Source organism: Alphaproteobacteria bacterium PA2 (assembly GCA_002256425.1).
GTDB lineage: Bacteria > Pseudomonadota > Alphaproteobacteria > Caulobacterales > Caulobacteraceae > Phenylobacterium.
Window position 1 is genome coordinate 1,970,749 of sequence record NKIZ01000001.1, and the last position, 23,845, is coordinate 1,994,593.

Consider the following 23,845-nt stretch of genomic DNA (forward strand, 5'->3'; position numbering starts at 1 on the left):
ATGCTCAGAAGATCTTTTTTTCCGATGTTCCTGGCGAGCGCCGCCTTTCCCGCTCAAGCTGCGTCGCGGAAGATCGTCACCATTCTCGGGGACTCTCTGACGGCTGGTTACGGCCTTGCGACCGCCCAGGCCTTTCCCGCGCAATTAGAGACAATACTGCGTCGTAAGATATCCGGCCTTGTTGTCAGGCCGGCTGGTGTCTCAGGGGATACTTCTGCTGGAGGGCTGGCGCGGGTGGACTTCAGCGTACAGGCAGACACCAGCCTGTGCATTGTCGCCCTCGGCGGCAATGACCTTCTGCAGGGCGTGGACCCAAAGGTCACCGCAGCAAATCTGAAGGCGATCGTCTCCAGTCTGAAGCGCCGGAAAATCCCGGTGCTACTTGCCGGTCTGAAGCCTCCCCCAGTCATCGGGGCAAGTTACGCCCGTGATTTCGCCCGAGTCTTTTCCGATCTCGCCAGGGCCCAGGGGCTGCCCCTCTATCCGGACCTCATGGCAGGGGTTGGACCAGCACTTCGGCAGCGGGACGGGATTCACCCGACAGCGAGCGGCGCCCGCATCATCGCATCGGGACTGGCGCCTTTTGTCCTGAAGACCCTCTCCCGCTGATGCCGGAGATTCCTGAAATCCTTATCGAGGCCAGAGGGCACCACTGTCCCGTTCCAACCCTGCGCCTCCGTCGGGCGGCGGAAGCTGCTCCGGCCGGATCGATCCTGATCCTTTATGCCGATGACCCGATGGCGCGTATCGACGTGCCTCACTTCGCCAGCCAGGCAGGGCTGGAAATCATCCAACGTGAAGATTTGACCTCAGGCTTCTGTTTCAGAATAAGAAAACCTCTGCCTTCTGAGAACTAGGACTCAAGGGGAAGTTCGGGTTGCTTCTCCAGGGCGATCTCGATTTCCGTCGCCAGGGCGCCACCGAAAAACACGGCGTTGACGTTCCAGGAAAGCCAGATCAGCAGGACCACAACCGCTGTGACAGAGCCGTATGTGGCCCCCAGATGGACAATCTGTTCCACATAGAAGGCTGAAGCCCAGGACATGAACAGACAGAGCGCCGCGGCAAAGGCGCCGCCTGCGATTGACGCGATCCAGGCCACGGGCTTGCGGGACATGGCGTAACGGTAGATCAGCCCCATGGCCAGGGTGATGCCGATACTGGCCCAGGTCCATTCGCTGAACAGCCAGGGCAGGCCCTGGAGAGGCCGCACGTCGAAGGCCGCCGCCAGGAACCTCAGATAGAGGAATACCGCCGACAGGACGCTGAGCAGGATGAAGGCCGCGACAAGTACGACCAGCGCCATGAGATTGAAGCCAAAGAAGCCGTGCGGGCGCTCTTCCTCATGGATGAAGGAAAGACCGGCAAGCAGGGCCTTGAAGCCTCGGTGTGAGGCATAGCCGCCGATGATGAGGGCCAGACCGCTCTGTGCCGACACCGCGCGCAGCGGGGCGTCGCCAAGTCGGGTGAGCTCTTCCTGGAACAATCCCCTGGCGATTTCCGGCATGAGCCGCGACAGGACCGTGGCCTGCCGGGAGGCCTCGGCCGGGTCAGCCAGCAGGCCGTAGACGCCCACAAGGATCGCGACCGCCGGGAATACCGCCAGCATGACGAAGAAGGAGACCCCGCCGACATAGAGCATGACGTCCCGGCCCCAGAGTCGTGTCAGGGAGCGGCCAAGAATGGCGAGGATCCATTTGACCCTGCCCACCGGATCCCAGTCGATTGCGGTCGCGGGCCGAGGTGCGGCAGGGGGCTTCATCGGCGCAAGGTGCGCATGACTCCCCCACAAGACAAGGGGGCAAAAATGGAAACGGCGCGCCGGATTGGGGGCGACGCGCCGTCGATGGGGGAGTGTTCCATCTATCCGTCGTCACGTGAGGGACAGGGTTTGTGACGACCGACGCACACACATTCGCAGGGCCGCCCTGAACCGAAGCTGAACAGAAATCGCGCCTTCAATTCATGAGGTTGGAAACCCTAGGCCAGGGCGCCGGAAGCCTTCAGGGCGTCCACGTCAGCAGCCGAGAAGCCCCAGTCCGTCAGAGCCTCGGTGTCATGGGCCCCGATTGCGGGCGGCGGACCCTGGATCTGGCCAGGGGTCGCGGAGAACCGCGGCGCCGGCGCGGGCTGGATCACGCCGGCCACTTCGACGAAGGTCTGGCGCGCCTGATTGTGCGCGTGCTTCGGCGCCTCATCCAGGTCGAGAACCGGGGCGAAGCAGACATCCGTGGCTTCCATCAGTTCGCACCATTCATCGCGGGTCTTGGTGGCGATCACGGCGGCCAGCTTGACGCGCAGATCGTCCCAGCTGTTGCGGTCCATCTGGGCAGCGAAGGCGGGATCCTTGATCCCGGTCTTTTCCAGAAGCAGGGCGTAGAACTGCGGCTCTATGGAGCCGATCGATACCCACTTGCCGTCCGAGCACTGGTAGGTGTCATAGAAATGGGCGCCGCCATCCAGCAGGTTCGCCCGGCGCTCTTCCCTCCAGGCGCCCTGCGCCTTGAAACCATAGAACATGGCCATCAGCGACGCCGCGCCATCGCTCATGGCGCAGTCAATCACCTGGCCCTGGCCGGTCGCACGGGCGTTGATTACCCCGGCCAGCAGGCCGAAGGCGAGATAGAGGGCCCCGCCACCGAAGTCGCCCACCAGGTTGAGGGGCGGAATCGGCTTGTCCTTGGTTCCGATGGCGTGGAGCGCTCCGGTGATGGCGATGTAGTTCATGTCATGGCCGGCGGCGTTGGCGTACGGCCCGGTCTGTCCCCAGCCGGTCATCCGGCCAAAGACCAGCTTTGGATTCCGCGCCAGGGCGACATCCGGCCCCAGCCCCAGGCGTTCCATCACTCCCGGGCGGAAACCTTCGAACACGGCGTCAGCGGTTTCCATGAGCTTGAGGCAGGTTTCGATCGACGCGGGATTCTTCAGATCCAGGGCGACCGAGCGCCGTCCGCGGGCAGTGATGTCAGCCGGGCTGGCCCGGCCTGGGCCCTTGCGGTCGATCCGCACCACATCGGCGCCAAGATCCGACAGCAGCATGCCGCAGAACGGACCCGGCCCGATGCCGGCAAACTCGATGACCTTCAAACCGGAAAGCGGACCCTGTCCCATGATGTTCTCCCTGAGATTTTGCTGAAGTCTAAGCCCCCTGCCCCATGGTCAGGCAAGCCCCGGCTAGCCGCCGCCGGGCAAGGTCTGTCCGTCATCCACGGTAAGCAGAGTCCCGGATATCGCCTTGGCGCCAGGACCGCAGAGCAGATTGAAAGCGCCATTCAGTTCATCGGCGTCCATCAGGCGGCGACGGGGAAAGCCCTTCAGCTGCTTCTGGCCGCCATCGGTTTCCCACCATCCGGCATTGATGTCGGTCAGGATATAGCCCGGCGCGAGAGCGTTCACCGCGATCCCCTTGCGACCCCACTCCCGCGCCAGACTTTTTGTCAGCATGGCGACGGCGGACTTTGAAGCATTGTAGGCGCTCAGCCCCGGCAGGACAGTGTGGCTGGCGACGGAGGCGATGTTGACGATCCTGGCCTTGCCTTGCGCCGCTGTGTCGTTGGCGAACATGAGCCGGGCTGCGGCCTGGGCGGCGAAAAAGACGCCGCGGACATTGACGTCAAAGGTGCGATCCCAGTCCTCGATGCTCAGGTCTATGGCCAGACCTTCGCCGCCCACACCGGCATTGTTGATCAGGATTGAAACCGGCCCGAGACCAGCCTCGATCTCGGCAAAGACCGCCGGAATGGAAGCAGCGTCGGCGACATCCAGTCGAAGAGCCATGGCGCGGCCGCCAGAGGCTGCAATCTCTCCCGCAAGATTCTCGACCATGTCCAGACGTCGGGCCGTAACCGCGACCTGGGCGCCAGCTCCCGCCAGAAGCTTCGCAAAGTGGGCGCCCAATCCCCCGGAAGCGCCGGTGACGATGGCGGTCTGACCTAAAAGGGGCTGATCCATGGATATAGGCTCCAAGTCTGATAATTGCTTCACTGTCGCTGGGCGTCTCGCCCGTATAGTGTAGGCGAGTCCTGATTCACGCTGTTATTTGCGCGGGACCCCCACTGGTGTCGAGTCAAAGGATCACACAGGAATGGCGTCGGGAGTCCATGCGCGAGTTCTGATCGTTGCGCGGGATGACGCCCTGGCTGGACCTCTGTCAGAAGGTCTCGACCGCCTGGGCTGGCGAACGGTCACGGCTCGAGGCCCCTATGCCGCTGTCGCCGCCCTGGGTGATCTTGGGGTTGAGGCGGCAATAGTTGACCTCAACAGCGCCGGAGATGAAGGCCTTGGTCTGGCCCGACGCCTGCGCGCCGCCTGCGCGCCCAGACGCCTGCCGGTCATCGCCATCGGCGATCCTCGACCGGAAAACAACGCCCTGGGATTTGACCTGACCCTTGCAGCGCCGGTTCACCCGGCCCAGGCCGCCCTACGCCTTGAAACCGTGGTGCGGATGGCGATTTCCGAAGAGGAATTCGACCTTCGCCGGGAGACCTTTTCCGACCATGGCCGCCTGCTCGATGAGCCAGACGCCGACCACAGCCTCTTCCGGGTTCTGGCCATCGGGGAGCCGACGCCGCAGTTTCTGGCCCTGTCCAACGCCCTGTCACAGACCGGCGCGGATGTTGTCGGCGCCTTCACGGCCTATACCGCCTTTGACTATCTCCACGAGCGGCCCTTCGACGCGGTCGTCCTGTGGGCCGGGGAGAACAGCCAGGAAGCCCTTTCCATCGCCGCGGGCATGCGACGCAATACCCGGCTTTATCACACCCCTGCCCTGCTCTATATGCGGCACGAGAGCTATGTGACCCTCAGCGAGGCCTATCATCGGGGCGTTTCCGATGTGGCTTCCCCCGACACACCCGAGGTCGAAACCGCCCGTCGGGTCATCGAGCTCGCCCGGAACTTCCGTCGCCAGTCCGCCATCCGCAAGGCCCTTGAAAAGGCCCGTGGCTCTGGCCTCATGGATCCGGCCACCGGGCTCTTCACCCGTGACCTCTTCGCCCATCACCTGCAGCGCCTCGCCCAGAGCGCACGACTGCGCAATCGCCCCTTGTCGGTGTGCGTCCTGAAGGTCGCAGACAGACCTGAGGTCGCTGAGGCGCGCAAGACCACCTGGCTGGACCGCGCCATTCCGCAGATCGGGTCCATGATCAGTCGGCTGGTCCGGGTTGAAGACACCGCGGCGCGGCTTTCTCCCGAGGTCTTCGCCCTGGCCCTGCCCGCCACCTCTTACGAAGCCGCAAAGGCGGCCGGCGAACGGATCGCCGCCGTGATCGGTTGCACGGCCTTTGAAGCTGGCGATGGCAAGCCGCCCTTTGTGGTGGACTTCGATATCGGCGTCGCCGAGGTCCAGGTTCCTGATGGCGTAGTCAAGGCTCTGGAACAGGCCGCAGCCCGGGCCCATCAGAAGGCTGGCTAGGCCCGCCGCCGGATTCGGTAGGCCCTTTTTGGCTGGCGAGAATTTCAGATTGTCTGGTCTCGCGGACGTTCGGCTCAGCCAGCGAGGCGGGCCAGTTCCGCAAGGACCTTTTCAGCCGCATTGAGCCGCTGCACAGGCGTTTCCCACTCGCCCTTCACGACCACCTTCTGGTCGGGACGGATGCGCCAGGCCACCTGGTTCTTCTGGACGAACTGGACCAGGGCCAGCGGATCCTTGAAGGTGTCATTGCGGAAGGTGACCACTGCACCCTTGGGACCGACATCGATCTTGGCGACATTGGCTTCGCGGCACAGGCCCTTGATGGCGACGACCTTCAGCAACTGGGCCGCTTCCGCTGGTAGCGGACCGAACCGGTCAATGAGTTCCGCGGCCAGGGCTTCGCGGTCTCCGGACTTCTCGGCGTCTGACAGGCGGCGATAGAGGGCCAGCCGGACATTGAGGTCGGGCACATAGGCCTCAGGGATGAGCACCGCGGCCCCGGTGTTGATCTGGGGCGACCATCCGCGATCAGAGGTCAGCCCTTCCTTGCCGATCCGCTCCTGCAGTTCGGCCACAGCATCCTCGAGCATCTGTTGATAGAGCTCGACGCCGATCTCGCGGATATGTCCCGACTGCTCCTCGCCCAGCAGGTTGCCACCGCCCCGCTGGTCAAGGTCGTGACTGGCCAGCTGGAACCCTGCGCCCAGACTGTCCAGGGACTGCAGGACCTTCAGGCGGCGCTCCGCCGACAGGGTGATCTGCTTTTCGGCCGGCGTGGTCATGTAGGCATAAGCCCTGGCCTTGGCCCGGCCGACCCGACCGCGCAGCTGATACAGCTGGGCCAGACCAAACATGTCGGCGCGGTGGATGATCAGGGTGTTGGCGGTTGGAATGTCCAGCCCACTTTCCACAATGGTGGTGGAGAGCAGGACATCGTACTGGCCGTCATAGAAGGCGGTCATGACCTCTTCCAGCTGGGTCGGAGCCATCTGGCCATGGCCGACCACAAACCGGACTTCCGGCACCTGCTCGCGCAGGAATTTCTCCAGATCGGTGAGGTCCGAGATCCGCGGCACCACATAATAGGCCTGGCCGCCGCGGTACTTCTCCCGCAGCAGGGCTTCACGGATGACGATGGGATCAAAGGGCGTGATGTAGGTCCGCACAGCCAGGCGATCCACCGGGGGCGTGGCGATGATCGACATTTCCCGAATGCCAGACAGCGCCATCTGCAGTGTCCGCGGGATGGGCGTCGCCGTCAGGGTCAGCATGTGCACGTCGGCGCGAAGCTCTTTCAGCTTCTCCTTGTGCTTGACCCCGAAGTGCTGCTCCTCGTCGACAATAACCAGGCCGAGGTTGTGGAATTCCACCTGTTTGGACAGGACGGCATGGGTGCCGACCACAACCTCGATCTCCCCCTTCTTGAGGTTCTCGCGGGTCTCGGCGGCTTCCTTAGCGGGAACCATCCGCGAAAGCCGTCCGATCTTGATGGGCCAGCCCTGGAAGCGTTCGGTGAAGGTCTTGTAATGCTGGCGGGCCAGCAGTGTCGTCGGCGCGACAATGGCGACCTGCATGCCGCTCATGGCCGCAACGAAGGCGGCGCGCAGGGCGACCTCCGTCTTGCCAAAGCCCACATCGCCACAGATCAGCCGGTCCATCGGCTTGCCGGAGGTCAGATCCTCCAGGATGTCGCCAATGGCTGCGAGCTGGTCGTCGGTTTCCTCATAGGGGAAGCGCGCACAGAATTCGTCGAAGACCCCATGAGGCGGATCCACGGGATCTGTCGACTTCATGGCCCGCTCGGCGGCTATGCGGATCAGGCCCTCGGCCATGTCGCGCAAGCGAGCCTTGGCCTTGGCCTTTCGGGCCTGCCAGGCCGCGCCGCCCAGGCGATCCAGCTGGACGCCATCGCCCTCTGCGCCATAGCGGGTCAGCAGGTCAATGTTCTCAACCGGCAGGTATAATTTCGCCTCACCGCCGTAGTGTAATTCCAGGCAGTCGTGCGGCGCCCCTTGCACCTCAAGGGTTTTCAGGCCCGCATAGCGGCCAATGCCATGGTCAATGTGGACGACCAGATCACCCTGGGTCAGTGACGAGGCTTCCGCCAGGAAGTTGGAGGCCCTGCGCTTGCGGCGGGGTCTGGCCAGTCGGTCGCCGAGGATGTCGGTCTCGGAAATAACCGCCAGATTGTCGGTTTCGAAGCCGGCCTCCAGGGGCAGGACAACCCGCTGGGGTCGCTTCGGGTTCGCGGCCTTGGCGGCGTCCCAGTAAGGCGCATAGGCGACGCCTTCCAGGCCATGATCAGCCAGCATGACGCCCAGTCGCTCGGAAGAGCCCTCTGACCAGGACGCAAACAGCACCCGCTTGCCGGACGCCGCCAACCGGTTGGCGTGATCCGCCGTGGCCTGGAAAAGATTCACCGAGTCCTGCTGGCGTTCGGCCACAAAGGTCCGGCCAAGGCGGGCGCCCAGGTCCATGACATTGTCGCCGCCGGCGGTCTGGAAACCGGAAAAGCGCCGGGTCGCCCGCACAGCCAGGGCCTGGGCCCATTCAGCGTCTGTCAGGTAAAGGGCTTCCGGCGGAAGGGGATGATAGTGAACCTTGCGGTCGGCCTGGGACCGGGCGTCATGGGCGTCGATGATCATCGCCATGCGCTCATCCCGGGCCTCGCCGGCCAGGTGGTCCAGAGCGATCAGGGTGTCCGGCGGCAGATAGTCGAAAAGGGTCGCCATTTCCCCGTAGAACAGGGGCAGCCAGTGTTCCATCCCTGCCCGACGACCGCCCCCGGTGACGGTTTCATAGAGTGGATCTCCGCCCGGCGCGCCAAACGCCTCCACATATCCCCGGCGGAATCGGGAAATGGACTCAGCATCCAGAAGGGCCTCGCTGACCGGCAGCAGCGTCACATCCTTCAACTGCCTGGTGGACCGCTGGGTTTCTGGATCGAAACCCCGGATGGATTCAAGGGTGTCGCCAAACAGGTCCAGACGGACCGGCTCTTCTGCATTCGGCGGGAAGACATCGATGACGCCGCCGCGGATGGCGAACTCGCCCCGTTCCGAGACCGTCGACGCCCGCTGATAGCCATTGATGGCGAAGTAGCGCTCCAGGACGGAAATCTCGACCACGTGCCCAACCCTGGCCGACCATGTGGCGTCCCGGACCGAACTGATGGGAGGCGCGCGCTGGATAATGGCCGGGATGGTGGTCACCAGCAGGGTAGGTCTGGAGCCTGAAATTCCCTGCCCCAGCCGCGCCAGGGTCGTCATGCGTTGGGCCGCGACTCCAGCCGACGGACCTATGCGGTCGTAGGGCAGACAATCCCAGGAAGGAAACGTAATGATCTCAAGGCCTGGGGAGAAGAAGCTCATGGCGTCGACAAAGGCCGACAGCCGCGATCCGTCCCGGGCGACGAACAGGCTCAGGCCACCACGGGCCTTTATGATATCCGCCATGACCAGGGCGTCATAGCCTTCCGGCGCCCCGGCAAGATCAAGCCGCCCCGGATCCTGGGTGACCCGACGCATGTCCGCTGCAGTGACGCCGCGGACGTCCTCAGCCGCCATGATCTTCGCCAAGGTTCATGTAAACCTGATCGCGGAAAGCACGGATTTGCTGAAGGATTTCACCGCTGGCCTCAGGCGGCTCAACCGTCTTTTCCACAATCCACTCGTAGAGATCCTGATCGGGAAACTCCAGCAGGGCCTCAAGCTCGTCCAGCTGGACGGCGTCGAAATCCTGGGCATGGAGATCCACGAACGGCCCCAGTATGAGGTCCGCTTCCCGGAAGCCCCGGCGCCAGGCCCGGAACTTCAATCGCTTTCGTCGTGTCTCGAGATTGTTCAACATGAGGAAGGGGCCGATATAGAGGGGGTCGCCCCCGAACACCAGAGCCCGTCTCCAGACTTCATGCGCCCGCCCGTCCTGTTTCCGCTTTATGCGCCGGTCGCCACATTGAAGGGCGTCGGCGCCCGAATAGCGCCCCTGCTGGAGAAACTGGCGGGGCCGATCGTCCGCGACGTCCTGTTCCTGAAGCCGCACAGCCTGATCCGGCGGCGCCGGACAACTGTGGTCGAGGCGATCGAGGGCGAAGTCGAAACCCTGCTGGTCGAGATCGACGCCTATGTCCGCCCCCGCAGCGCGCAGCAGCCCTGGCGGATCAAGGCCTATGACGGCAGCGGAACGATCGACCTGGTCTTCTTCGGCGCCTATGCCGGTCAGCTGGAGGCGAAACACCCGGTCGGATCCCAGCGCTGGGTCTCCGGCAAGATCGAGCGCTATGGCCTGACCCTGCAGATGTCCCATCCGGATTACATGGTTGCCGCGGACAAGGTCGGCGACATACCCGACATCGAGACTGTCTATCCCGCGACAGCAGGCCTTCCGGCCAGGACTGTCCGGAAATTCGTGCAGGAAAGCCTCAGCAAGGCCCCTGACCTCCCTGAGTGGCTCGATCCCGCATGGAAGGCCCGGGAGGCCTTGCCGGGCTGGAGAGAGGCCCTGACGCAGCTCCATACGCCGAGGTCCGAGAATGACCTCACCGAACAGACACCCCATGCGCGCCGACTGGCCTATGACGAACTTCTGGCGCACCAGCTGGCCATGGCCCAGCGCAAGGCTGCGCGGCGGCGATCTCCCTCAGCAAAAATCACGGCAAGCGCCCTGGCCGACAGGGTCGAGGCCGCCCTGCCCTTCCGCCTGACGGGGGCGCAGATCCGGGCGCTTTCGGAATTACGTGGAGACCTGCAATCCGGGGAAAGGATGAGCCGCCTGCTGCAGGGGGATGTGGGATCAGGCAAGACCGTGGTCTCCATGCTGGCCCTGGCCGATGTCGCCGCTGGCGGCGGTCAGTCAGCCATGATGGCGCCGACGGAGATCCTGGCCCGGCAACACTATGAAACCCTGGCCGCCCCCCTTGCGGCGCAGGGGATCAAGGCCGTCCTCCTGACCGGGCGGGACAAGGGCTCGGGGCGCAATGACAAGCTCGCCGATCTGGCCTCCGGGGCCGCCCAGGTCGCCGTTGGCACCCACGCCCTTTTCCAGACTGACGTGGTCTTTCATAACTTACAGCTGGCTGTGGTGGACGAACAGCACCGGTTCGGCGTGGCGGAACGCCAGAGGCTTCAGGCAAAGGGCGAAGCGGTACACCTCCTGGCCATGTCGGCGACCCCTATTCCCCGCACCCTCGAGCTGACCCTCTATGGCGATCTTGATGTGAGCCGGATCGATGAAAAGCCTCCGGGTCGGACTCCGGTCGTCACCCGCGCCGTGCCCATGACACGGGTTGGCGAAGTGGAAGGCCGCCTGCGTCAGGTGGTCCAGGAGGGGGCCCAGGCCTTCTGGATCTGCCCTCTGGTCTCGGATTCAGAGCTGGTGGACCTGAAGGCGGCTGAGACCCGGGCGGCGGAGCTGCGGGCCCAGATCGGGTCTGGGGTTGGCCTTGTACACGGCAAGATGTCGGGCCCTGACAAGGACGCCGTCATGGCCGATTTCGCCGATGGAAAGATCCAGGTTCTGGTGGCCACAACCGTGGTCGAGGTCGGGGTCAACGTCCCCAACGCCACCATCATGGTCATTGAACAGGCCGAGCGGTTCGGCCTGGCCCAGCTGCACCAACTCAGGGGCCGGGTTGGCCGGGGCCGTCGGGAAAGCGCCTGCATCCTGCTCTATGATCCGCCACTTTCAGAAACGGCACAGAAGCGTCTCGATATTTTGAGGCGAACAGATGATGGGTTCAGGATTGCCGAGACCGATCTTGAATTGCGTGGCGGCGGAGACTCCCTGGGCCTGAAACAGTCCGGATTTCCGGCCTACGTCTTCGCCAACCCCATCGCCCACAGGGACCTGATCCTGACGGCTGGTGACGATGCAAGATTGATCCTGGCGCGGGACCCCGACCTTTCAAGCCAGCGGGGCCAGGCCCTGCAGATCCTGCAGGAACTATTCGACTGGCGACCCGGAACCGTCCTCAAGGACGCGGGATAGGCGGGTCGTAGCAGGCGCTTGCACGGACCACCTTGCCATCGGGACCGAACTCGAAGGTCTCGGCCACGGCCTGACCCCGGTGATTGGCGTACTGGATCGTCAAGGCCTCGTATCCGACCAGTATCCGGTCAAGCTTGAATTCGAGGCCCGGCTGGGCCGCAAGTCCAGCGCCCCAATAGGCCCGCAAGGCGTCAAGTCCCACGACACGGCCAGTACCAACCCTGGCGGCGGCGACGGGGGAGAGAAAGATGACATCCTCGGCATAGTGTCCAAGGATCGCTTCAAGGTCATGGCTGTTCCATGCCTTGATCCAGTGGTCGGCAAACGTCTCGGCGTCGATCATGGCTTGGAGGCTCTCCTCCGCCAGGCCTCGATCCTCGCCTTCGCATCGGCCTCAAGATCTGCGTAGAAGAGATTGTAAGCATGAACCTTCTGGCGATCCGCCCAGGATCCTGAAGGGCGCAACATGCCTGATTTCGGGCGCGCCACCTTCAGCACGCCGTCCTGGCAGGTGGCGGAAATGACCCGACTTAGGAATGGAGGCCGGACACCCCATTCCAGGCCGGTGGCGTTGGCGGCGCCCAGGGCCAGGCGCGCAGGCGCAGACTGGTCGGTCGTTGCTCCCAGAATGGGGTTGAAGCACAGGGGCTTCCGTCCCTTCAAATTCTCCAGATCCCCACCCTGCGCCCAGACAAGGGAGCGATTGTGTATGTCCTGCGCAGCGGCAATGTCCGTGTCGAAAGCCGAAGCCCAGGCCGCCAGACACCCAGGCTCATTTCGCGTCTGACACGGCGCAATGGGCGGCGAATTCGCGGGGGTTACCGCTTCAATCATATAGGCGGCCGCCAGACGGCTGCGGACCTCGGGGCGCATGGCCACCTGTTCTGCAAGCAGTCGGGCTGCCAGGGTGCCACCCTGCTCCACCCCGACGATCAGGAACGGCCGCCCATGATTGTCGTTGGCCAGATAGTGGGCGAATGCCGCGGCCACATCGCCATAGGCGAACTTACGGGCCTCCCTGGCGTCCTCCCGCAGGGTTGTCAGGGTATAGAGGCTGGCCTGCCGGTAACGGGGGGCATAGATCCTCCCTGCCCGCTCGAAGGGACCGACATAGTTCGGCGCGACCACCCGACGGAACCAGCGGTCAGCCTGCTCGTTGTCAATGGGCGCGTTCCAGTGTCGTCCGCCGTCGAAGGTCGTAGGCGAGATGAAGAAGATGTCCGCCTCATGCCGGTCCTGCGAGCCTGCTGGCCTTATGGCCCAGGCTGACGCCCTGGCGTAGTCAGGGGCCGGCGGGGGGCGATAGATCTGGAAGGGCTCCTGCGGATCCAGGGCAGCCCGCAATATGTCGTCGCCCCAGATCATGCCGCCGACGCCGATCAGGGCCGAGACAAGGGCAACGGCTAGGATCAGGGCGCGTCTGGGGCTGGATTGCGGCATGGGCTCAGCGATAGGGATCGTCAGTCGCGAGGTAGTTCTGCACGTAGTCCTTCACACCGTCTTCCAGAGCCGTGAAGGGCTGGTTGTAACCCGCCTCAGCCAGTCGGTTCATGCTGGCCTGGGTGAAGTACTGATACTTGTCCCGGATGGCCTCAGGCATGGGCGTGTACTCGATCTTCGGCGGGCGCCCTGCAGCCTGAAAGACCGAGGTCGCCAGATCAGCAAAGGTGCGCGCCTTGCCCGAGCCCAGATTGAAAACCCCGTTCACATGGGGTGATGCGCCCAGCCAGGCGACCACATCGGCCACGTCCCGGACATAGACAAAGTCGCGCTCCTGGCCGCCATGGGCAATGCCCTCACGGTGCGACTCGAACAGCTGGACGGATTCACCACCCTGGACCTTCGGCCATATCTGGGCGGCGACGGACTTCATGGATCCCTTGTGCTCCTCATTGGGTCCGTAGACGTTGAAGAACTTCAGGCCCACCCACTGAGGCGGCGCATAGCCACGGGAGGCCTGGCGGGCTGCAAAATGATCAAACAGGGCCTTTGACCAGCCATAGGGATTGAGCGGGCGCAGGGCGGCCAGGGAGTCCAGATCGTCCCTGTCTTCAAAACCCAGGGCGCCGTCGCCATAGGTGGCCGCCGATGAGGCGTAGATCATCCTTCTCTGGCGGTCAGCGCACCAGCGGAACAGGTCCCGGCTGAGGGTGAAGTTTGAATGGATGATCTTGTCGGCGTCCGGCTCCATGGTGGAGGACACTGCCCCCATGTGGATGACCAGCTCCACGTCGCGCCAGCGTTGCTCCAGCCAGGCGAACATGTTCTCCGGCGCCACAAAGTCGCCGATCGGGTGCTTGGCGATATTCCGCCACTTGCCCAACTCAGCCTCGTGAAGCCAGTCACAGACCACCACGTCCAGGGACGGATCCTGGGCCAGCTTGGCGACAATGTTCGAGCCGATGAATCCGGCGCCGCCTGTAACGAAGATGATGCGCCGGCTCATGACTTTCCGCCCTCGGTCATCCGGGCGATGGCCGCCGTTGTGGAATAGCCTTCAACGATCTCGGCCAGCCTGACTTCTCCACCCCAGGACTTGACCTCGGCGCCGCCGACCACCTCGCTTTCGGCATAGTCGGCGCCCTTGATCAGTATGTCGGGCCGTGAGGCCTCGATCAGCTTCAGGGGGGTGTCTTCATCGAAGGGCACCACAAGGTCGACACACCCAAGACCTGCCAGCACCAGGGCGCGGCTCTCTAGGTCGTTGACCGGCCGGCCCTCGCCCTTAAGGGCCTTCACAGAGCGATCTGAATTCAATCCCACGATCAGCCTGTCGCACCAGGTCCGCGCCTGATTGAGATAGGCCACATGCCCGCGGTGCAGGATGTCAAAGCATCCGTTTGTAAAGCCGACCCTTTGCCCCCTGGCCCTCCAGCGGGCGACCTCTTCGGCCATGCGCTGTGGAGTGGCGATCTTGACCTCTGCCGAAGCCATGTGAGCCGAGAGGGAGGCTTCGATCATCTCGTCGGGGGTGACCGTGGCCGTGCCGACCTTGCCGACGGCTACACCGGAGGCAAGCATGGCGAAGGTGATGGCGTCTTCCATGGTGGCCTTGGCCGCCAGCGCCAGCCCCAGGGCCGCGATGGTGGTGTCACCTGCTCCGGAGGCGTCAAAGACCTCTCGCGGTACGCCGGGGAAATGCTGGACCGGCTTTCCGCGAACACCCAGGGAGATGCCTTTGGCGGCCCGGGTGACCAGAATGGCCTTGGCCTCGCAAAGGGTCAGGGCATGCTCAAGGGCGGCCTGGATTTCATCATTGGTCCCGGTAGGCATGCCCGTGGCGTAGGCCAGTTCGGCGGCGTTGGGCTTGATGATGTCCACGGGACCGTAGCGCAAGAAACTGCGGGCCTTGGAGTCGACAATGACCATGGCCGCAGCCTCACGACAGGCAGAAATCACCGCGTCGGTTACGACGCCCTTGCCATAGTCGGAGATGATGATGACGCCGGCGCCTTCGGCCACATCCTTCACTGTGCGCACAAGCCTTTGGGCCACATCGCCCTCGGCAAGATGGCTTTCTTCCAGATCAACCCGCAGGAGTTGCTGGTTGCCGGAGACGAAGCGGGTTTTCAGGGTCGTCGGGCGGGAGGGGTCGGTGACCAGAAAGCCCTCTATGCCGGTCTCGCCGCCGATCAGACGCATGGCTTCATGACCCTCGGCGTCGCCGCCGACCATACCCACAAGGGCTACATCCCCCCCAAGGGCGGCGACATTGCGCGCGACGTTGCCGGATGCGCCCAGCATGACCAGTTCGCGGGTGCGCGCCAGAACCGGGATCGGCGCTTCAGGCGAGACGCGATGGACGTCGCCATAGACGAAACGGTCGACCATGATGTCGCCTACGCAGACGACCCGAACCCCTCTGAGGGTTTCGAGCAGCTTCTGGAGGACTGTAAAATCCATTGGCATCAGGGGGTCAGGTCCATGATAATTGCGGCCGCAAAAGCCTTAGCGCACCGCATGGATGGCCTGCAAAGTCTTGAGCAGGTCCTTCGCCGAATCCAGGGGCAGGCAACTGGGGCCGTCACAAAGCGCCCGATCCGGATCGGGGTGGAATTCCAGGAAGATACCGTCAACACCCGCAGCCACAGCGGCCTTGGCGAGAATTGGCACCCCGGAGCGCCGCCCACCTGTGGACGCGCCGTTGGATTTGGGGTTGGCGCCCGGCAACTGCACCGCGTGGGTTGCGTCCATGGTCACCGGCGCACCGAGGTTCTGCATTTCCTCAATGCCCAGCATGTCGACCACAAGGTTGTTGTAACCGAAGGAGGCGCCTCGCTCGCAGAGAATGGTCATGTCTACCCCGACCGCTTCCTTGATCTTGTCCAGGATGTTGCGGCAATCCCAGGGGGCCAGGAACTGGCCCTTCTTCACATGCAGCAGACCGCCGGCATCACGGGTCGCCTTGGCCGCAGCGACCACCAGGTCTGTCTGGCGACAGAGGAAGGCCGGGATCTGCACGATGTCGGCGACACCGGCCACAGCCTCGGCCTGATCGATTTCGTGAATGTCAGTGCAGATCGGCAGGTCAAACTCGGCCTTCACCGCACGCAGGACTTCCAGACCTTTTTCCAGCCCCGGACCGCGATAGCTGTTGATGGAGGATCGATTGGCCTTGTCGAAGCTGGCTTTGAAAACATAGGGCAGACCGAGGTCCGCCGTTACGCCCTTGAGGGTCCGGGCTGTCAGGCGAGCAAGTTCAAGATCCTCAATGACATTGATCCCGGCGATCACCATCAAGGGATGGCCCGTCCCGATGGACATGTTCCATTTCGAAAGGCTCAGGGCAGCCATGGCAAGGGGTCCTCTCTCGGGCGCGCAGCGGCCTTAAGTGGCCCGCGATCGGCCTGATCACAAGTCGGAATTCACAGGAGAAAGGCCTTAGTCCCGGCGCCCCCCTGTTCGAGCGTCAACGGAGGCCCTAGATAAAACCTCATGACAATCGCTCGCAATGTCCTGGAGGCCATTGGCTCCACCCCGCTCATCCGTCTCAACCACGCCAGCGAGGCGACCGGTTGTGAGATACTGGGCAAGGCCGAGTTCATGAATCCCGGCGCCTCGGTCAAGGACCGCGCCGCCCTCTATATCGTCCGCGATGCCGAAAAGCGGGGCCTGCTGCGCCCGGGCGGCCGGATCGTGGAAGGCACCGCCGGGAATACCGGAATTGGCCTGGCCATGGTCGCCAAGGCCCTTGGCTACAAGACCACCATCGTCATTCCCCGCACCCAGAGCCAGGAGAAGAAGGACGCCATCCGGCTTCTCGGAGCGGACCTGGTGGAGGTCGACGCCCTGCCCTACTCCAACCCTGACAACTATGTCCGGTATTCGGGGCGTCTCGCGGCAGAGTTGAACGAAAAGGAACCGGGGGGCGCCATCTGGGCGAACCAGTTCGACAATGTCGCAAACAGACTGGCCCATGTGGAGACCACAGGCCCCGAGATCTGGGATCAGACCGAGGGTAAGGTTGACGGCTTCATCTGCGCTGTGGGGTCAGGCGGGACGCTGGCGGGGGTCGCCCAGGCGCTTCGCGCTCGCAGTCCAAAGGTTCAGATCGGCCTTGCAGACCCCATGGGGGCGGCGCTCTTCCACTACTACGCCCACGGCGAACTGAAGTCTGAAGGCGGCTCGATCAGCGAAGGTATCGGCCAGGGCAGGATCACCGCCAATCTGGAAGGTCTGGCGATCGACAGACCCTACCAGATCGACGACGTCGAAATGCTGCACGCCATATATGACCTCATGGAGCATGAAGGTCTGGTCATGGGCGGCTCCACCGGCGTGAATGTTGCCGGCGCCATCCGTCTGGCGAAGGATCTCGGTCCCGGCCACACCATTGTCACCATCCTCTGCGACCAGGGCGCCAGGTATCAGAGCAAGATCTTCAACCCCGAATTCCTGAGGGAGCGGGGTCTTCCCACCCCGCCATGGCTATGACCGGACCCCTTGTTTCCACAGCCTGGCTTGCCGAACGTCTTGGCGACCCGAACCTGAGGGTTGTTGATGCAAGCTGGTGGATGCCGGCTGAAGCCCGGTCCGGCCAGGCTGAGTTCCTGGAGAGACACATTCCAGGCGCCGTCTTCTTCGACATTGACTCCATTGCCGACAGGACGGTCGACCTGCCCCACATGCTGCCGACACCGACCGCCTTCGCTGGCGCAGTTGGCGAACTGGGGCTTGGTCGTGATGCGACACTGGTTGTCTATGACACCTTTGGAATCCGCGCCGCGGCAAGGGTCTGGTGGTCGCTACGGGCCATGGGATTTGAAAAGGTCCATGTCCTGGATGGCGGCCTGAAGGTCTGGCTGGCCGAGGGACGCCCTGTGGAAGCCGGTCCGGCGTCTCCGAAGAGCGTCTCGGTTGCTCCCGCTTTCAGACCAGATCTGGTCCGTAATTCCGGCGAGGTGCTTGCAGCGCTCGGGTCAGGCGCGGAGCAGGTGGTTGACGCCCGTGCGGCCGCCCGTTTCCGTGGAGAAGCGTCAGAGCCCCGCGCGGGCCTCCGATCAGGACATATGCCGGGCGCGAAGAATACGCCGTTCGACACCCTGCTCAATCCGGACGGCGCCATGAAGTCACCGGAAGCTCTGATGGAAGTCTTTGCTGCGGCGGGCGTCAATCTGGATGCCCCGATCATCACCACATGCGGGTCCGGGGTGACGGCATCGGTCATAGCCCTCGCCCTCGCCCGGCTGGGACGGGAAGCCGCGGTCTATGATGGATCCTGGACCGAGTGGGGCGGCCTTGCAGACATGCCGGTGGTCACCGGCGCCTAGCGGATCGGCGGTGCGTACAGGATGCCCGGCTCCTGGGCATTCCACAGGGCATTGATCCCGCGGCCGAGCTTGAGGTCAGATCCGTCGCCGACATTGCGATTGAAGATCTCGTCATAGGCGCCGACCTGGGCAATCACCTTCAACGCCCAGTCAGGCTTCAGATTGAGCGGGACGCCGAAGCCGCCCTCCTTACCCAGCAGCCGCCTGATCCTTGGATCGGGGCTGTTGACCGCCAGGTCTGCGGCAGTCTTCTGCGTCACCTTGAGCTCTTCTGCGATCATGGTGGCGAAGACCGTCCACCGCACAATATCCGTCCAGACCGGATCTGATTGGCGCACCACGGGACCAAGGGCCTCCTTGGAAATCACGTCCGGCAGGATCACATAGGCCGCCGGATTGTTCATGATCGACCGGGACGAGGCCAGGGCCGAAACGTCTGCAGTGAAGGCGTCGCACCCGTCCGCCTGATACTTCGCCCGGGCGGCGGCGTCGTCGGCGACAAGCACCTCGCGGTAGGTCAGGCCGCGCGCCCGGAACCAGTCGGCCAGGTTGGCCTGGCTCGCTGTCCCCGCCTGAACGCAGATCCGCGCCTGGTTCAATTCTCCTGCGCTGGTCAGGTTGAGGGCTTTGGCCACCAGAAAGCCCTGACCGTCATAGTAGGTCGCTGCCGGGAAGTCGAAGCCCAGACCGCCGTCCCGCTCCATGGTCCATGAGGTGTTGCGGGCCAGAACATCTATCTGGCCGGACGCCAGCGCCGGGAACCGCCTTTCGACCGAGACCGGAAGAAACCGAACGGCCTTCGCGTCGCCAAGGGTCGCCGCCGCAATGGCGCGACAGAAGTCGACATCAAATCCGCGCCAATGCCCCTGGGTGTCAGGATAGGCGAAGCCAGCCAGACCGGGATTCACCCCGCAGACGAGATAGCCCCGCTTACGGACTGCGGTCAGGGTCGGGCTTGATCTGGCCTTTCCATTCTCGAGACTGGAGGCCGGTTTGGTATCGGCGAGGGTTTCAGAGGGGCCATTCCCGGCAGAGATCCTGTCGCAACCTGCCAGCACCAGGGTGATTCCCGCGAGCAGAACGGCCAGCCGGCTCATGTTTGCCTCCTTGATCCCGGCCCCTGCGAGGCTCTAAGTGTCGTGGGCAGTTTCGCCCGTGTTTATTGCGACCCGTCAAGCGGCATGGCTGAAGAAACGCGACTGATCCACTCCGGCCTTCATCCTGACACCGGTAAACCGACACCGGTGACCGTCGCACCCATGATCCAGAAGGGCTCGACTGTTCTTCTGCCGAACGCGGCGGCCCTCTACGACGATGACGCCTTCATCACTTATGGACGCCAGGGCCTTGCCGCCCATGAGGCGCTCAAGGAGGGGCTGCGCACCCTGGAAAACGCCACAGGCGTCGAACTCTATCCCTCCGGCGTAGCTGCGGTGACAGGGGCCATGCTGGCCGTCCTTGGCGCTGGCGATGAAGTCCTGGTCAGCGACAACATCTACAAGCCGACCCGGCGGTTCTGTGACAGGGTTCTGGCCAGGTACGGGATGACGACGAGGTATTTCGACCCGGGCCAATCGCCCGAGGACCTTGTCCGCAGCGCCGGGCCAAATGTCCGCCTGATCGTCATGGAAAGTCCTGGCTCCCTGAGCTTCGAAATGCAGGACATGACGGCGGTCGCCGCCCTGGCCAAGGCCCGCGGCATACTGACCATGGCCGACAACACCTGGGGTGCTGGCCTCTACTACAAGCCTCTGGACCACGGCATCGACATCTCCGTGCAGGCCCTGACCAAATACGTTGGTGGGCATTCTGATGTCTTCATGGGATCGGCCGCCGCCTCGTCACCGGAGATCGCCCGGCTTCTCAGCGACGGGGTGTTGAACCTCGGTTGGGCCGTCTCGCCCGAGGACGCCTACCAGATGCTGCGCGGTCTCCGGACCCTGGCGACCCGCATGGCCAGGCATGACGCCTCTGGGCGCCATATCGCCGGGTGGTTGGCGCAAAGGCCTGAAGTTGCGCAGATCCTGCACCCGGCCCTCCCCGGCGCCCCGGGGCATGATCTCTGGGAGCGGGATTTCACCGGGGCGTGCGGCCTCTTCGGCTTCGTGCTCAAACCGGTTTCCGGCAAGGCCGTCGAAGCCTTCCTGGACGGCATGAAAGTCTTCGGCCTCGGGTTTTCCTGGGGCGGGTTCGAGAGCCTTGCCATCTCCTGTGACGAGCAGCTGGGGCCAAGATCCTTCCTGAAATCCTATGGCGGGCCCCTGGTGCGCCTGCATATCGGCCTTGAGGATCCTGATGACCTGATCGCCGATCTTGAAGCTGGATTTGCCGCCCTGCACAGCGCGGCTTGATCTCCGGCATACTGACCACCAACTCAGAACAAACCAATCCAATCGGGAGACGACCTTGGGACCCTTTCACCTACTGATCGACGGCAAGCTGGAAGCCGGTGACTCCGAAATGTCCGTGATCAATCCGGCCAATGAAGAGGTGCTGTCTGCCTGCCCGCGCGCCTCGATGGCCCAGCTGGACAAGGCGGTCGCCGCTGCAAAGCGGGCCTTCCCGGCCTGGAGCGCCACGCCATTGGACGTGCGGCGAAAGGCCCTTCTCGCCATGGCAGACGCCATCCAGGGCGATGCGCCAAACCTGGCCCGCCTTCTGACCCAGGAACAGGGCAAGCCCATCGGCGACGCCACCGGGGAAGTCTATGGCTGCGCCGCCTTCTTCCGTTACTTCTCAACCCTCGATCTGCCGGAAAAGGTCGTGGAAGACTCGGCCACACGAAAGGTCGTGTCCCGCCGTCGCCCGCTGGGCGTAGTGGCCGCCATCGTGCCGTGGAATTTCCCCCTGATCCTGATGGCCTTCAAGGTTCCCGCCGCCATCCTCGCCGGCAATACGGTGATCCTGAAGCCGGCAGCAACTACGCCGCTTTCGACCCTGCGGATCGCTGAGCTGGTCAAGGACCTGCTGCCTCCGGGCGTCCTCAACGTGATTTCCGACGCCAACGATCTGGGCGCGGCCATCACCTCTCATCCCGATATCCGCAAGGTCTCCTTCACTGGCTCCACCGAGACCGGCAAGAAGGTCATGGCCGGCGCTGCGGAAGCCCTCAAGCGCATCACCCTGGAACTCGGCGGCAATGACGCCGCCATCGTCCTAGAGGGCAACGACCCCAAGGAGACGGCGCCCAAGATCTTCGCCGGGGCCTTCCAGAACTCCGGCCAGGTCTGCATCGCCATCAAGCGGGCCTATGTCCACGAGAGCATTTACGACGCCATGTGCGACGAGCTGGCCAGGTTGGCTGACGCCGCAGTGATGGGGGATGGCCTGCAGCAGGGCGTGACGCTCGGCCCGTTGCAGAACAAGACCCAGTTCGAAAAGGTGCTGGGCCTCATCGAGGACGCCAAGGCCGATGGCAAGATCATCGCCGGTGGCGGCCGGGCCGACGGCAAGGGCTATTTCATCAAGCCGACCATTGTCCGGGACATCACCGACGGATCACGCCTGGTGGATGAAGAGCAGTTCGGGCCCGTCCTGCCGGTCATCAAGATCAAGGACGGTGAAGACGCTCTCTCCCGGGCCAATGCGTCTTCATATGGCCTGGGCGGCTCCATCTGGTCCAGGGACCTGGACGCAGCCATGGACCTGGCCGGACGGATGGACACCGGAACGGTCTGGATCAACAAACACGCTGAACTGGCCCCGAACATCCCCTTCGGAGGCGCAAAGCTGTCAGGCATCGGCAACGAGCTCGGCGAAGAAGGTCTGGCCGAATTCACCCAGATGCATGTGATCAATATGGCCAAGGCCTAGCTTGCGAGGCGGGCGGAGGAAGCTCCGCTCGCCGCCACGGCGCGCTGCAATGCCAGAAAAGTGGCGCGCCCGGCAGGGCTCGAACCTGCAACCCCCTGCTTAGAAGGCAGGTGCTCTATCCAGTTGAGCTACGGGCACTTGGGTTTGGTGTCCAGGCTGGGCCCTAGTGGGTCCAGGGCTGCTTACGCCCAAAGGCGAAATTGTCGGCATAGGCCTTGATGATCTTCCGCGCCGGCTTGGGATCGAAGACCTGGAACGGAATGGCGTGGCGGTCAGCATAGGCGACGGCCTCGTCCTTGGTTTCGAAACTCAGTCTCACCTGACCATCCATATCGGTGGTCTGGGTCCAGCCCATGAGGGCGTCGGCGCGACGGGCGGAGCCCGGAGCGAATTCCAGAACCCAGGACTTGCTCTTGCCCTTGCCCGACTGCATCGCCGTCTTTGCGGGTTGGTAGATTCGCGCGAGCATGGCTTTCCTCGTCGGCTCTCAACTCAGTGACGTGGTCGGGGCGGCAGGATTCGAACCTGCGACCCTCTGGTCCCAAACCAGATGCGCTACCAGGCTGCGCTACACCCCGAGACCACGGTCAGCGGTTGCGATATAGAGGTTTGACCCATCCCGCAATGCGCCGCCTTACTGTCTGGCTATTCAGGTCGCTTTTGCATGAGTTTGAAGACGCCGGATGCGCGCACCACATCATGCCGGCCCACATAGGCCCGACCTTCCACAAAGGCGACATCACGGGTCGCGCGGGTGACATGGCTCTCTCCGAACACCCACTCGCCTACCCTAGCCATATGCAGGAAGTCGACAGACAGGTGGATGGTGACGCTGATCTTGCGGGTTTCGCGGAATACCGCCGCCGCCAGCAGGCCATCCATGAAGGCTGTCAGCATACCGCCGTGCACCAGGCCCAGGCCATTGGCGTGCCGATCCAGGGCGAAAAAGGCCTGACCGGCGCCCTTCTCCCGGCCCTCCTGATAGAAGTAGGGGCCGTTATGACTCGAGAAATGCCCCCTGCCCTCCATCATCCTGAATCCGGGCGGCGGGGTAGGAATTTCGGGCGCGCCGCCTTCAGTGCTCATTTTCCGGGGTCTTTCGGGGGCTTGAGTGAGATCTGGTAGATGTGAGGCCACATCTTTCCTGTGACGAACAGCCGATCCTGGGCTGAGTCGTAGGCGATCCCGTTGAGTACGGCGTCGGGATCTGAGTGCTGAAGGGTTTCGGGAAGGCCTGTGAGGTCAAGCCAGGCGCGCACCTTGCCTGTGGCCGGATCGATTCTTGCGATCTGATTGGTCATCCAGACGTTGGCGAAGATCTCGCCCTTGACCCATTCAAGCTCATTCAGGTTCAGCACCGGCTTGCCGTACGCCGTTACCTGAAGCCGCCGCACGACCTTCAAGGTCTTCGGGTCCAGGAATTTGAGTGTGGCGGTCCCGTCGCTCATGATCAGGTGTCGGCCATTCTGGGTCAGGGCCCAGCCTTCCCCGGAATACCGGAAACTTGAGAGGCGTTTGAGCGTTTTCAGGTCCCAGACGAAACCGATCTCATCCTGCCAGGTCAGGCTGTAGAGACGGTCCCCCCAGTTCACGACCCCTTCCCCGAAAACAGCTGCAGGCGCCTTGCCGGACTTCAGGATTGCGCCATCCTTCAGCCGCACCCGCCGCACTTCGGAGGCGCCCACACGGCCGGTGCTTTCGATAAGGTCGCCCTGGAGGTAGAGCAGCCCTTCGGTGAAGGCGCCCGTGTCGTGGGGAAAAACCTTCTGGATCCCGTAGCCGCCTACAGGAACAGCCGCAAACCCTGCTGACGCCAGGAAAATTGAGATCAGCAGAGCCAATGGCGTTGCGCGCACGACCAATC

At 63.6% G+C, this 23,845-nt stretch carries 22 protein-coding genes and 2 tRNA genes; 8 read left to right on the forward strand and 16 right to left on the reverse strand.

The features are described 5' to 3' along the window. Nucleotides 1-609 (forward strand): arylesterase, encoded by a 609-nt coding sequence (locus tag CFE28_09445; protein OYU70197.1) that lies wholly within the window; start codon nt 1-3, stop codon nt 607-609. Next, complete coding sequence (locus CFE28_09450) at nt 609-857, forward strand: SirA family protein (GenBank protein OYU70198.1); 249 nt, start codon at nt 609-611, stop codon at nt 855-857. The genes CFE28_09445 and CFE28_09450 overlap by 1 nt, the downstream gene beginning before the upstream one ends. On the opposite strand, the gene CFE28_09455 is transcribed toward CFE28_09450, so the two are convergent. The 3 genes from CFE28_09455 to CFE28_09465 all read right to left on the reverse strand — a co-directional run bounded on the left by CFE28_09455 (nt 854) and on the right by CFE28_09465 (nt 3,951). Then, entirely contained in the window at nt 854-1,642 is a 789-nt protein-coding gene (locus tag CFE28_09455; protein ID OYU71646.1) for a ribonuclease BN, read from the reverse strand. The two genes, CFE28_09450 and CFE28_09455, sit on opposite strands and share 4 nt — an antisense overlap. Before the next feature lie 338 nt (nt 1,643-1,980). After that, complete coding sequence (locus CFE28_09460; protein OYU70199.1) at nt 1,981-3,111, reverse strand: carnitine dehydratase; 1,131 nt, start codon at nt 3,109-3,111, stop codon at nt 1,981-1,983. Between the two features lie 63 nt (nt 3,112-3,174). Beyond that, nucleotides 3,175-3,951: a short-chain dehydrogenase gene (locus CFE28_09465; protein OYU70200.1), complete on the reverse strand. Its 777-nt coding sequence runs from the start codon at nt 3,949-3,951 to the stop codon at nt 3,175-3,177. Between the two features lie 133 nt (nt 3,952-4,084). On the opposite strand from CFE28_09465, the gene CFE28_09470 reads away from it, so the two are divergent. Next, the gene (locus CFE28_09470; protein ID OYU70201.1) at nt 4,085-5,413 is read left to right on the forward strand and encodes a GGDEF domain-containing protein; all 1,329 of its coding nucleotides are present in this window, start codon (nt 4,085-4,087) and stop codon (nt 5,411-5,413) included. A gap of 74 nt (nt 5,414-5,487) precedes the next feature. Here CFE28_09470 and mfd read toward each other — a convergent pair whose 3' ends face one another. Further along, complete coding sequence (gene mfd, locus CFE28_09475) at nt 5,488-8,979, reverse strand: transcription-repair coupling factor (GenBank protein ID OYU70202.1); 3,492 nt, start codon at nt 8,977-8,979, stop codon at nt 5,488-5,490. Then, nucleotides 8,969-9,262 carry a succinate dehydrogenase assembly factor 2 gene (locus tag CFE28_09480; protein ID OYU71647.1) on the reverse strand — a complete coding sequence of 98 codons (294 nt, stop codon included), beginning with the start codon at nt 9,260-9,262 and terminating at the stop codon, nt 8,969-8,971. Before CFE28_09480 ends, mfd begins: the two co-directional genes overlap by 11 nt. Before the next feature lie 60 nt (nt 9,263-9,322). Here CFE28_09480 and CFE28_09485 point away from each other — a divergent pair, with 60 nt between their 5' ends. Further along, a complete protein-coding gene (locus CFE28_09485; GenBank protein ID OYU70203.1) occupies nt 9,323-11,398 on the forward strand; it encodes an ATP-dependent DNA helicase RecG in 2,076 nt (691 codons plus the stop codon). Here CFE28_09485 and CFE28_09490 read toward each other — a convergent pair. Genes CFE28_09490 through CFE28_09510 form a run of 5 tightly spaced genes read right to left on the reverse strand, consistent with a single transcriptional unit; the run spans nt 11,382 to nt 16,192 of the window. After that, nucleotides 11,382-11,741: a hypothetical protein gene (locus CFE28_09490; GenBank protein OYU70204.1), complete on the reverse strand. Its 360-nt coding sequence runs from the start codon at nt 11,739-11,741 to the stop codon at nt 11,382-11,384. The two genes, CFE28_09485 and CFE28_09490, sit on opposite strands and share 17 nt — an antisense overlap. Further along, on the reverse strand, nt 11,738-12,838 hold the full coding sequence (locus CFE28_09495; protein OYU70205.1) for a hypothetical protein: 1,101 nt from the start codon (nt 12,836-12,838) through the stop codon (nt 11,738-11,740). The genes CFE28_09490 and CFE28_09495 overlap by 4 nt, the downstream gene beginning before the upstream one ends. A 4-nt stretch (nt 12,839-12,842) precedes the next feature. Continuing rightward, nucleotides 12,843-13,844, reverse strand: coding sequence for an ADP-glyceromanno-heptose 6-epimerase (gene rfaD, locus CFE28_09500; protein OYU70206.1), 1,002 nt, complete (start codon nt 13,842-13,844; stop codon nt 12,843-12,845). Next, the gene (gene rfaE2, locus CFE28_09505; GenBank protein OYU70207.1) at nt 13,841-15,301 is read right to left on the reverse strand and encodes a D-glycero-beta-D-manno-heptose 1-phosphate adenylyltransferase; all 1,461 of its coding nucleotides are present in this window, start codon (nt 15,299-15,301) and stop codon (nt 13,841-13,843) included. Before rfaE2 ends, rfaD begins: the two co-directional genes overlap by 4 nt. A 45-nt stretch (nt 15,302-15,346) precedes the next feature. Continuing rightward, the gene (locus CFE28_09510) at nt 15,347-16,192 is read right to left on the reverse strand and encodes a 3-deoxy-8-phosphooctulonate synthase (GenBank protein OYU70208.1); all 846 of its coding nucleotides are present in this window, start codon (nt 16,190-16,192) and stop codon (nt 15,347-15,349) included. Between the two features lie 141 nt (nt 16,193-16,333). Between CFE28_09510 and CFE28_09515 the strand changes: the two genes are divergently transcribed. Together CFE28_09515 and CFE28_09520 are read left to right on the forward strand one after the other, a co-directional pair. Next, on the forward strand, nt 16,334-17,332 hold the full coding sequence (locus CFE28_09515) for a cysteine synthase A (protein ID OYU70209.1): 999 nt from the start codon (nt 16,334-16,336) through the stop codon (nt 17,330-17,332). Continuing rightward, nucleotides 17,323-18,168 carry a 3-mercaptopyruvate sulfurtransferase gene (locus CFE28_09520; GenBank protein ID OYU70210.1) on the forward strand — a complete coding sequence of 282 codons (846 nt, stop codon included), beginning with the start codon at nt 17,323-17,325 and terminating at the stop codon, nt 18,166-18,168. Before CFE28_09515 ends, CFE28_09520 begins: the two co-directional genes overlap by 10 nt. On the opposite strand, the gene CFE28_09525 is transcribed toward CFE28_09520, so the two are convergent. Next, on the reverse strand, nt 18,165-19,265 hold the full coding sequence (locus tag CFE28_09525) for an amino acid ABC transporter substrate-binding protein (protein ID OYU70211.1): 1,101 nt from the start codon (nt 19,263-19,265) through the stop codon (nt 18,165-18,167). The two genes, CFE28_09520 and CFE28_09525, sit on opposite strands and share 4 nt — an antisense overlap. 84 nt (nt 19,266-19,349) lie before the next feature. Here CFE28_09525 and metC point away from each other — a divergent pair, with 84 nt between their 5' ends. Continuing rightward, nucleotides 19,350-20,519: a cystathionine beta-lyase gene (gene metC, locus CFE28_09530; GenBank protein OYU70212.1), complete on the forward strand. Its 1,170-nt coding sequence runs from the start codon at nt 19,350-19,352 to the stop codon at nt 20,517-20,519. 55 nt (nt 20,520-20,574) lie between these two features. Further along, nucleotides 20,575-21,981 carry an aldehyde dehydrogenase gene (locus CFE28_09535; protein OYU70213.1) on the forward strand — a complete coding sequence of 469 codons (1,407 nt, stop codon included), beginning with the start codon at nt 20,575-20,577 and terminating at the stop codon, nt 21,979-21,981. Between the two features lie 61 nt (nt 21,982-22,042). Here CFE28_09535 and CFE28_09540 read toward each other — a convergent pair. The 5 genes from CFE28_09540 to CFE28_09560 form a co-directional block, all read right to left on the reverse strand. Beyond that, a tRNA-Arg gene (locus CFE28_09540) sits at nt 22,043-22,119 on the reverse strand. Between the two features lie 25 nt (nt 22,120-22,144). Then, complete coding sequence (locus CFE28_09545) at nt 22,145-22,450, reverse strand: ETC complex I subunit (protein OYU70214.1); 306 nt, start codon at nt 22,448-22,450, stop codon at nt 22,145-22,147. Nucleotides 22,451-22,482: 32 nt separating this feature from the next. Then, a tRNA-Pro gene (locus CFE28_09550) sits at nt 22,483-22,559 on the reverse strand. Between the two features lie 67 nt (nt 22,560-22,626). Then, nucleotides 22,627-23,067, reverse strand: a complete 441-nt coding sequence (locus CFE28_09555) for a hypothetical protein (GenBank protein OYU70215.1) — start codon at nt 23,065-23,067, stop codon at nt 22,627-22,629. Continuing rightward, on the reverse strand, nt 23,064-23,843 hold the full coding sequence (locus tag CFE28_09560) for a glutamine cyclotransferase (GenBank protein ID OYU70216.1): 780 nt from the start codon (nt 23,841-23,843) through the stop codon (nt 23,064-23,066). Before CFE28_09560 ends, CFE28_09555 begins: the two co-directional genes overlap by 4 nt. Between the last annotated feature and the right edge of the window lie 2 nt (nt 23,844-23,845).

What these genes read in the sequence shown, in the direction of transcription:
- CFE28_09445 (OYU70197.1), top strand. Translation starts at nt 1, where the DNA reads ATGCTCAGAAGATCTTTTTTTCCGATGTTCCTGGCGAGCGCCGCCTTT.
- CFE28_09450 (OYU70198.1), top strand. Translation starts at nt 609, where the DNA reads ATGCCGGAGATTCCTGAAATCCTTATCGAGGCCAGAGGGCACCACTGT.
- CFE28_09455 (OYU71646.1), bottom strand. Translation starts at nt 1,642, where the DNA reads ATGCTCTATGTCGGCGGGGTCTCCTTCTTCGTCATGCTGGCGGTATTC.
- CFE28_09460 (OYU70199.1), bottom strand. Translation starts at nt 3,111, where the DNA reads ATGGGACAGGGTCCGCTTTCCGGTTTGAAGGTCATCGAGTTTGCCGGC.
- CFE28_09465 (OYU70200.1), bottom strand. Translation starts at nt 3,951, where the DNA reads ATGGATCAGCCCCTTTTAGGTCAGACCGCCATCGTCACCGGCGCTTCC.
- CFE28_09470 (OYU70201.1), top strand. Translation starts at nt 4,085, where the DNA reads ATGGCGTCGGGAGTCCATGCGCGAGTTCTGATCGTTGCGCGGGATGAC.
- mfd (OYU70202.1), bottom strand. Translation starts at nt 8,979, where the DNA reads ATGGCGGCTGAGGACGTCCGCGGCGTCACTGCAGCGGACATGCGTCGG.
- CFE28_09480 (OYU71647.1), bottom strand. Translation starts at nt 9,262, where the DNA reads ATGTTGAACAATCTCGAGACACGACGAAAGCGATTGAAGTTCCGGGCC.
- CFE28_09485 (OYU70203.1), top strand. Translation starts at nt 9,323, where the DNA reads ATGCGCCCGCCCGTCCTGTTTCCGCTTTATGCGCCGGTCGCCACATTG.
- CFE28_09490 (OYU70204.1), bottom strand. Translation starts at nt 11,741, where the DNA reads ATGATCGACGCCGAGACGTTTGCCGACCACTGGATCAAGGCATGGAAC.
- CFE28_09495 (OYU70205.1), bottom strand. Translation starts at nt 12,838, where the DNA reads ATGCCGCAATCCAGCCCCAGACGCGCCCTGATCCTAGCCGTTGCCCTT.
- rfaD (OYU70206.1), bottom strand. Translation starts at nt 13,844, where the DNA reads ATGAGCCGGCGCATCATCTTCGTTACAGGCGGCGCCGGATTCATCGGC.
- rfaE2 (OYU70207.1), bottom strand. Translation starts at nt 15,301, where the DNA reads ATGGATTTTACAGTCCTCCAGAAGCTGCTCGAAACCCTCAGAGGGGTT.
- CFE28_09510 (OYU70208.1), bottom strand. Translation starts at nt 16,192, where the DNA reads ATGGCTGCCCTGAGCCTTTCGAAATGGAACATGTCCATCGGGACGGGC.
- CFE28_09515 (OYU70209.1), top strand. Translation starts at nt 16,334, where the DNA reads ATGACAATCGCTCGCAATGTCCTGGAGGCCATTGGCTCCACCCCGCTC.
- CFE28_09520 (OYU70210.1), top strand. Translation starts at nt 17,323, where the DNA reads ATGGCTATGACCGGACCCCTTGTTTCCACAGCCTGGCTTGCCGAACGT.
- CFE28_09525 (OYU70211.1), bottom strand. Translation starts at nt 19,265, where the DNA reads ATGAGCCGGCTGGCCGTTCTGCTCGCGGGAATCACCCTGGTGCTGGCA.
- metC (OYU70212.1), top strand. Translation starts at nt 19,350, where the DNA reads ATGGCTGAAGAAACGCGACTGATCCACTCCGGCCTTCATCCTGACACC.
- CFE28_09545 (OYU70214.1), bottom strand. Translation starts at nt 22,450, where the DNA reads ATGCTCGCGCGAATCTACCAACCCGCAAAGACGGCGATGCAGTCGGGC.
- CFE28_09555 (OYU70215.1), bottom strand. Translation starts at nt 23,067, where the DNA reads ATGAGCACTGAAGGCGGCGCGCCCGAAATTCCTACCCCGCCGCCCGGA.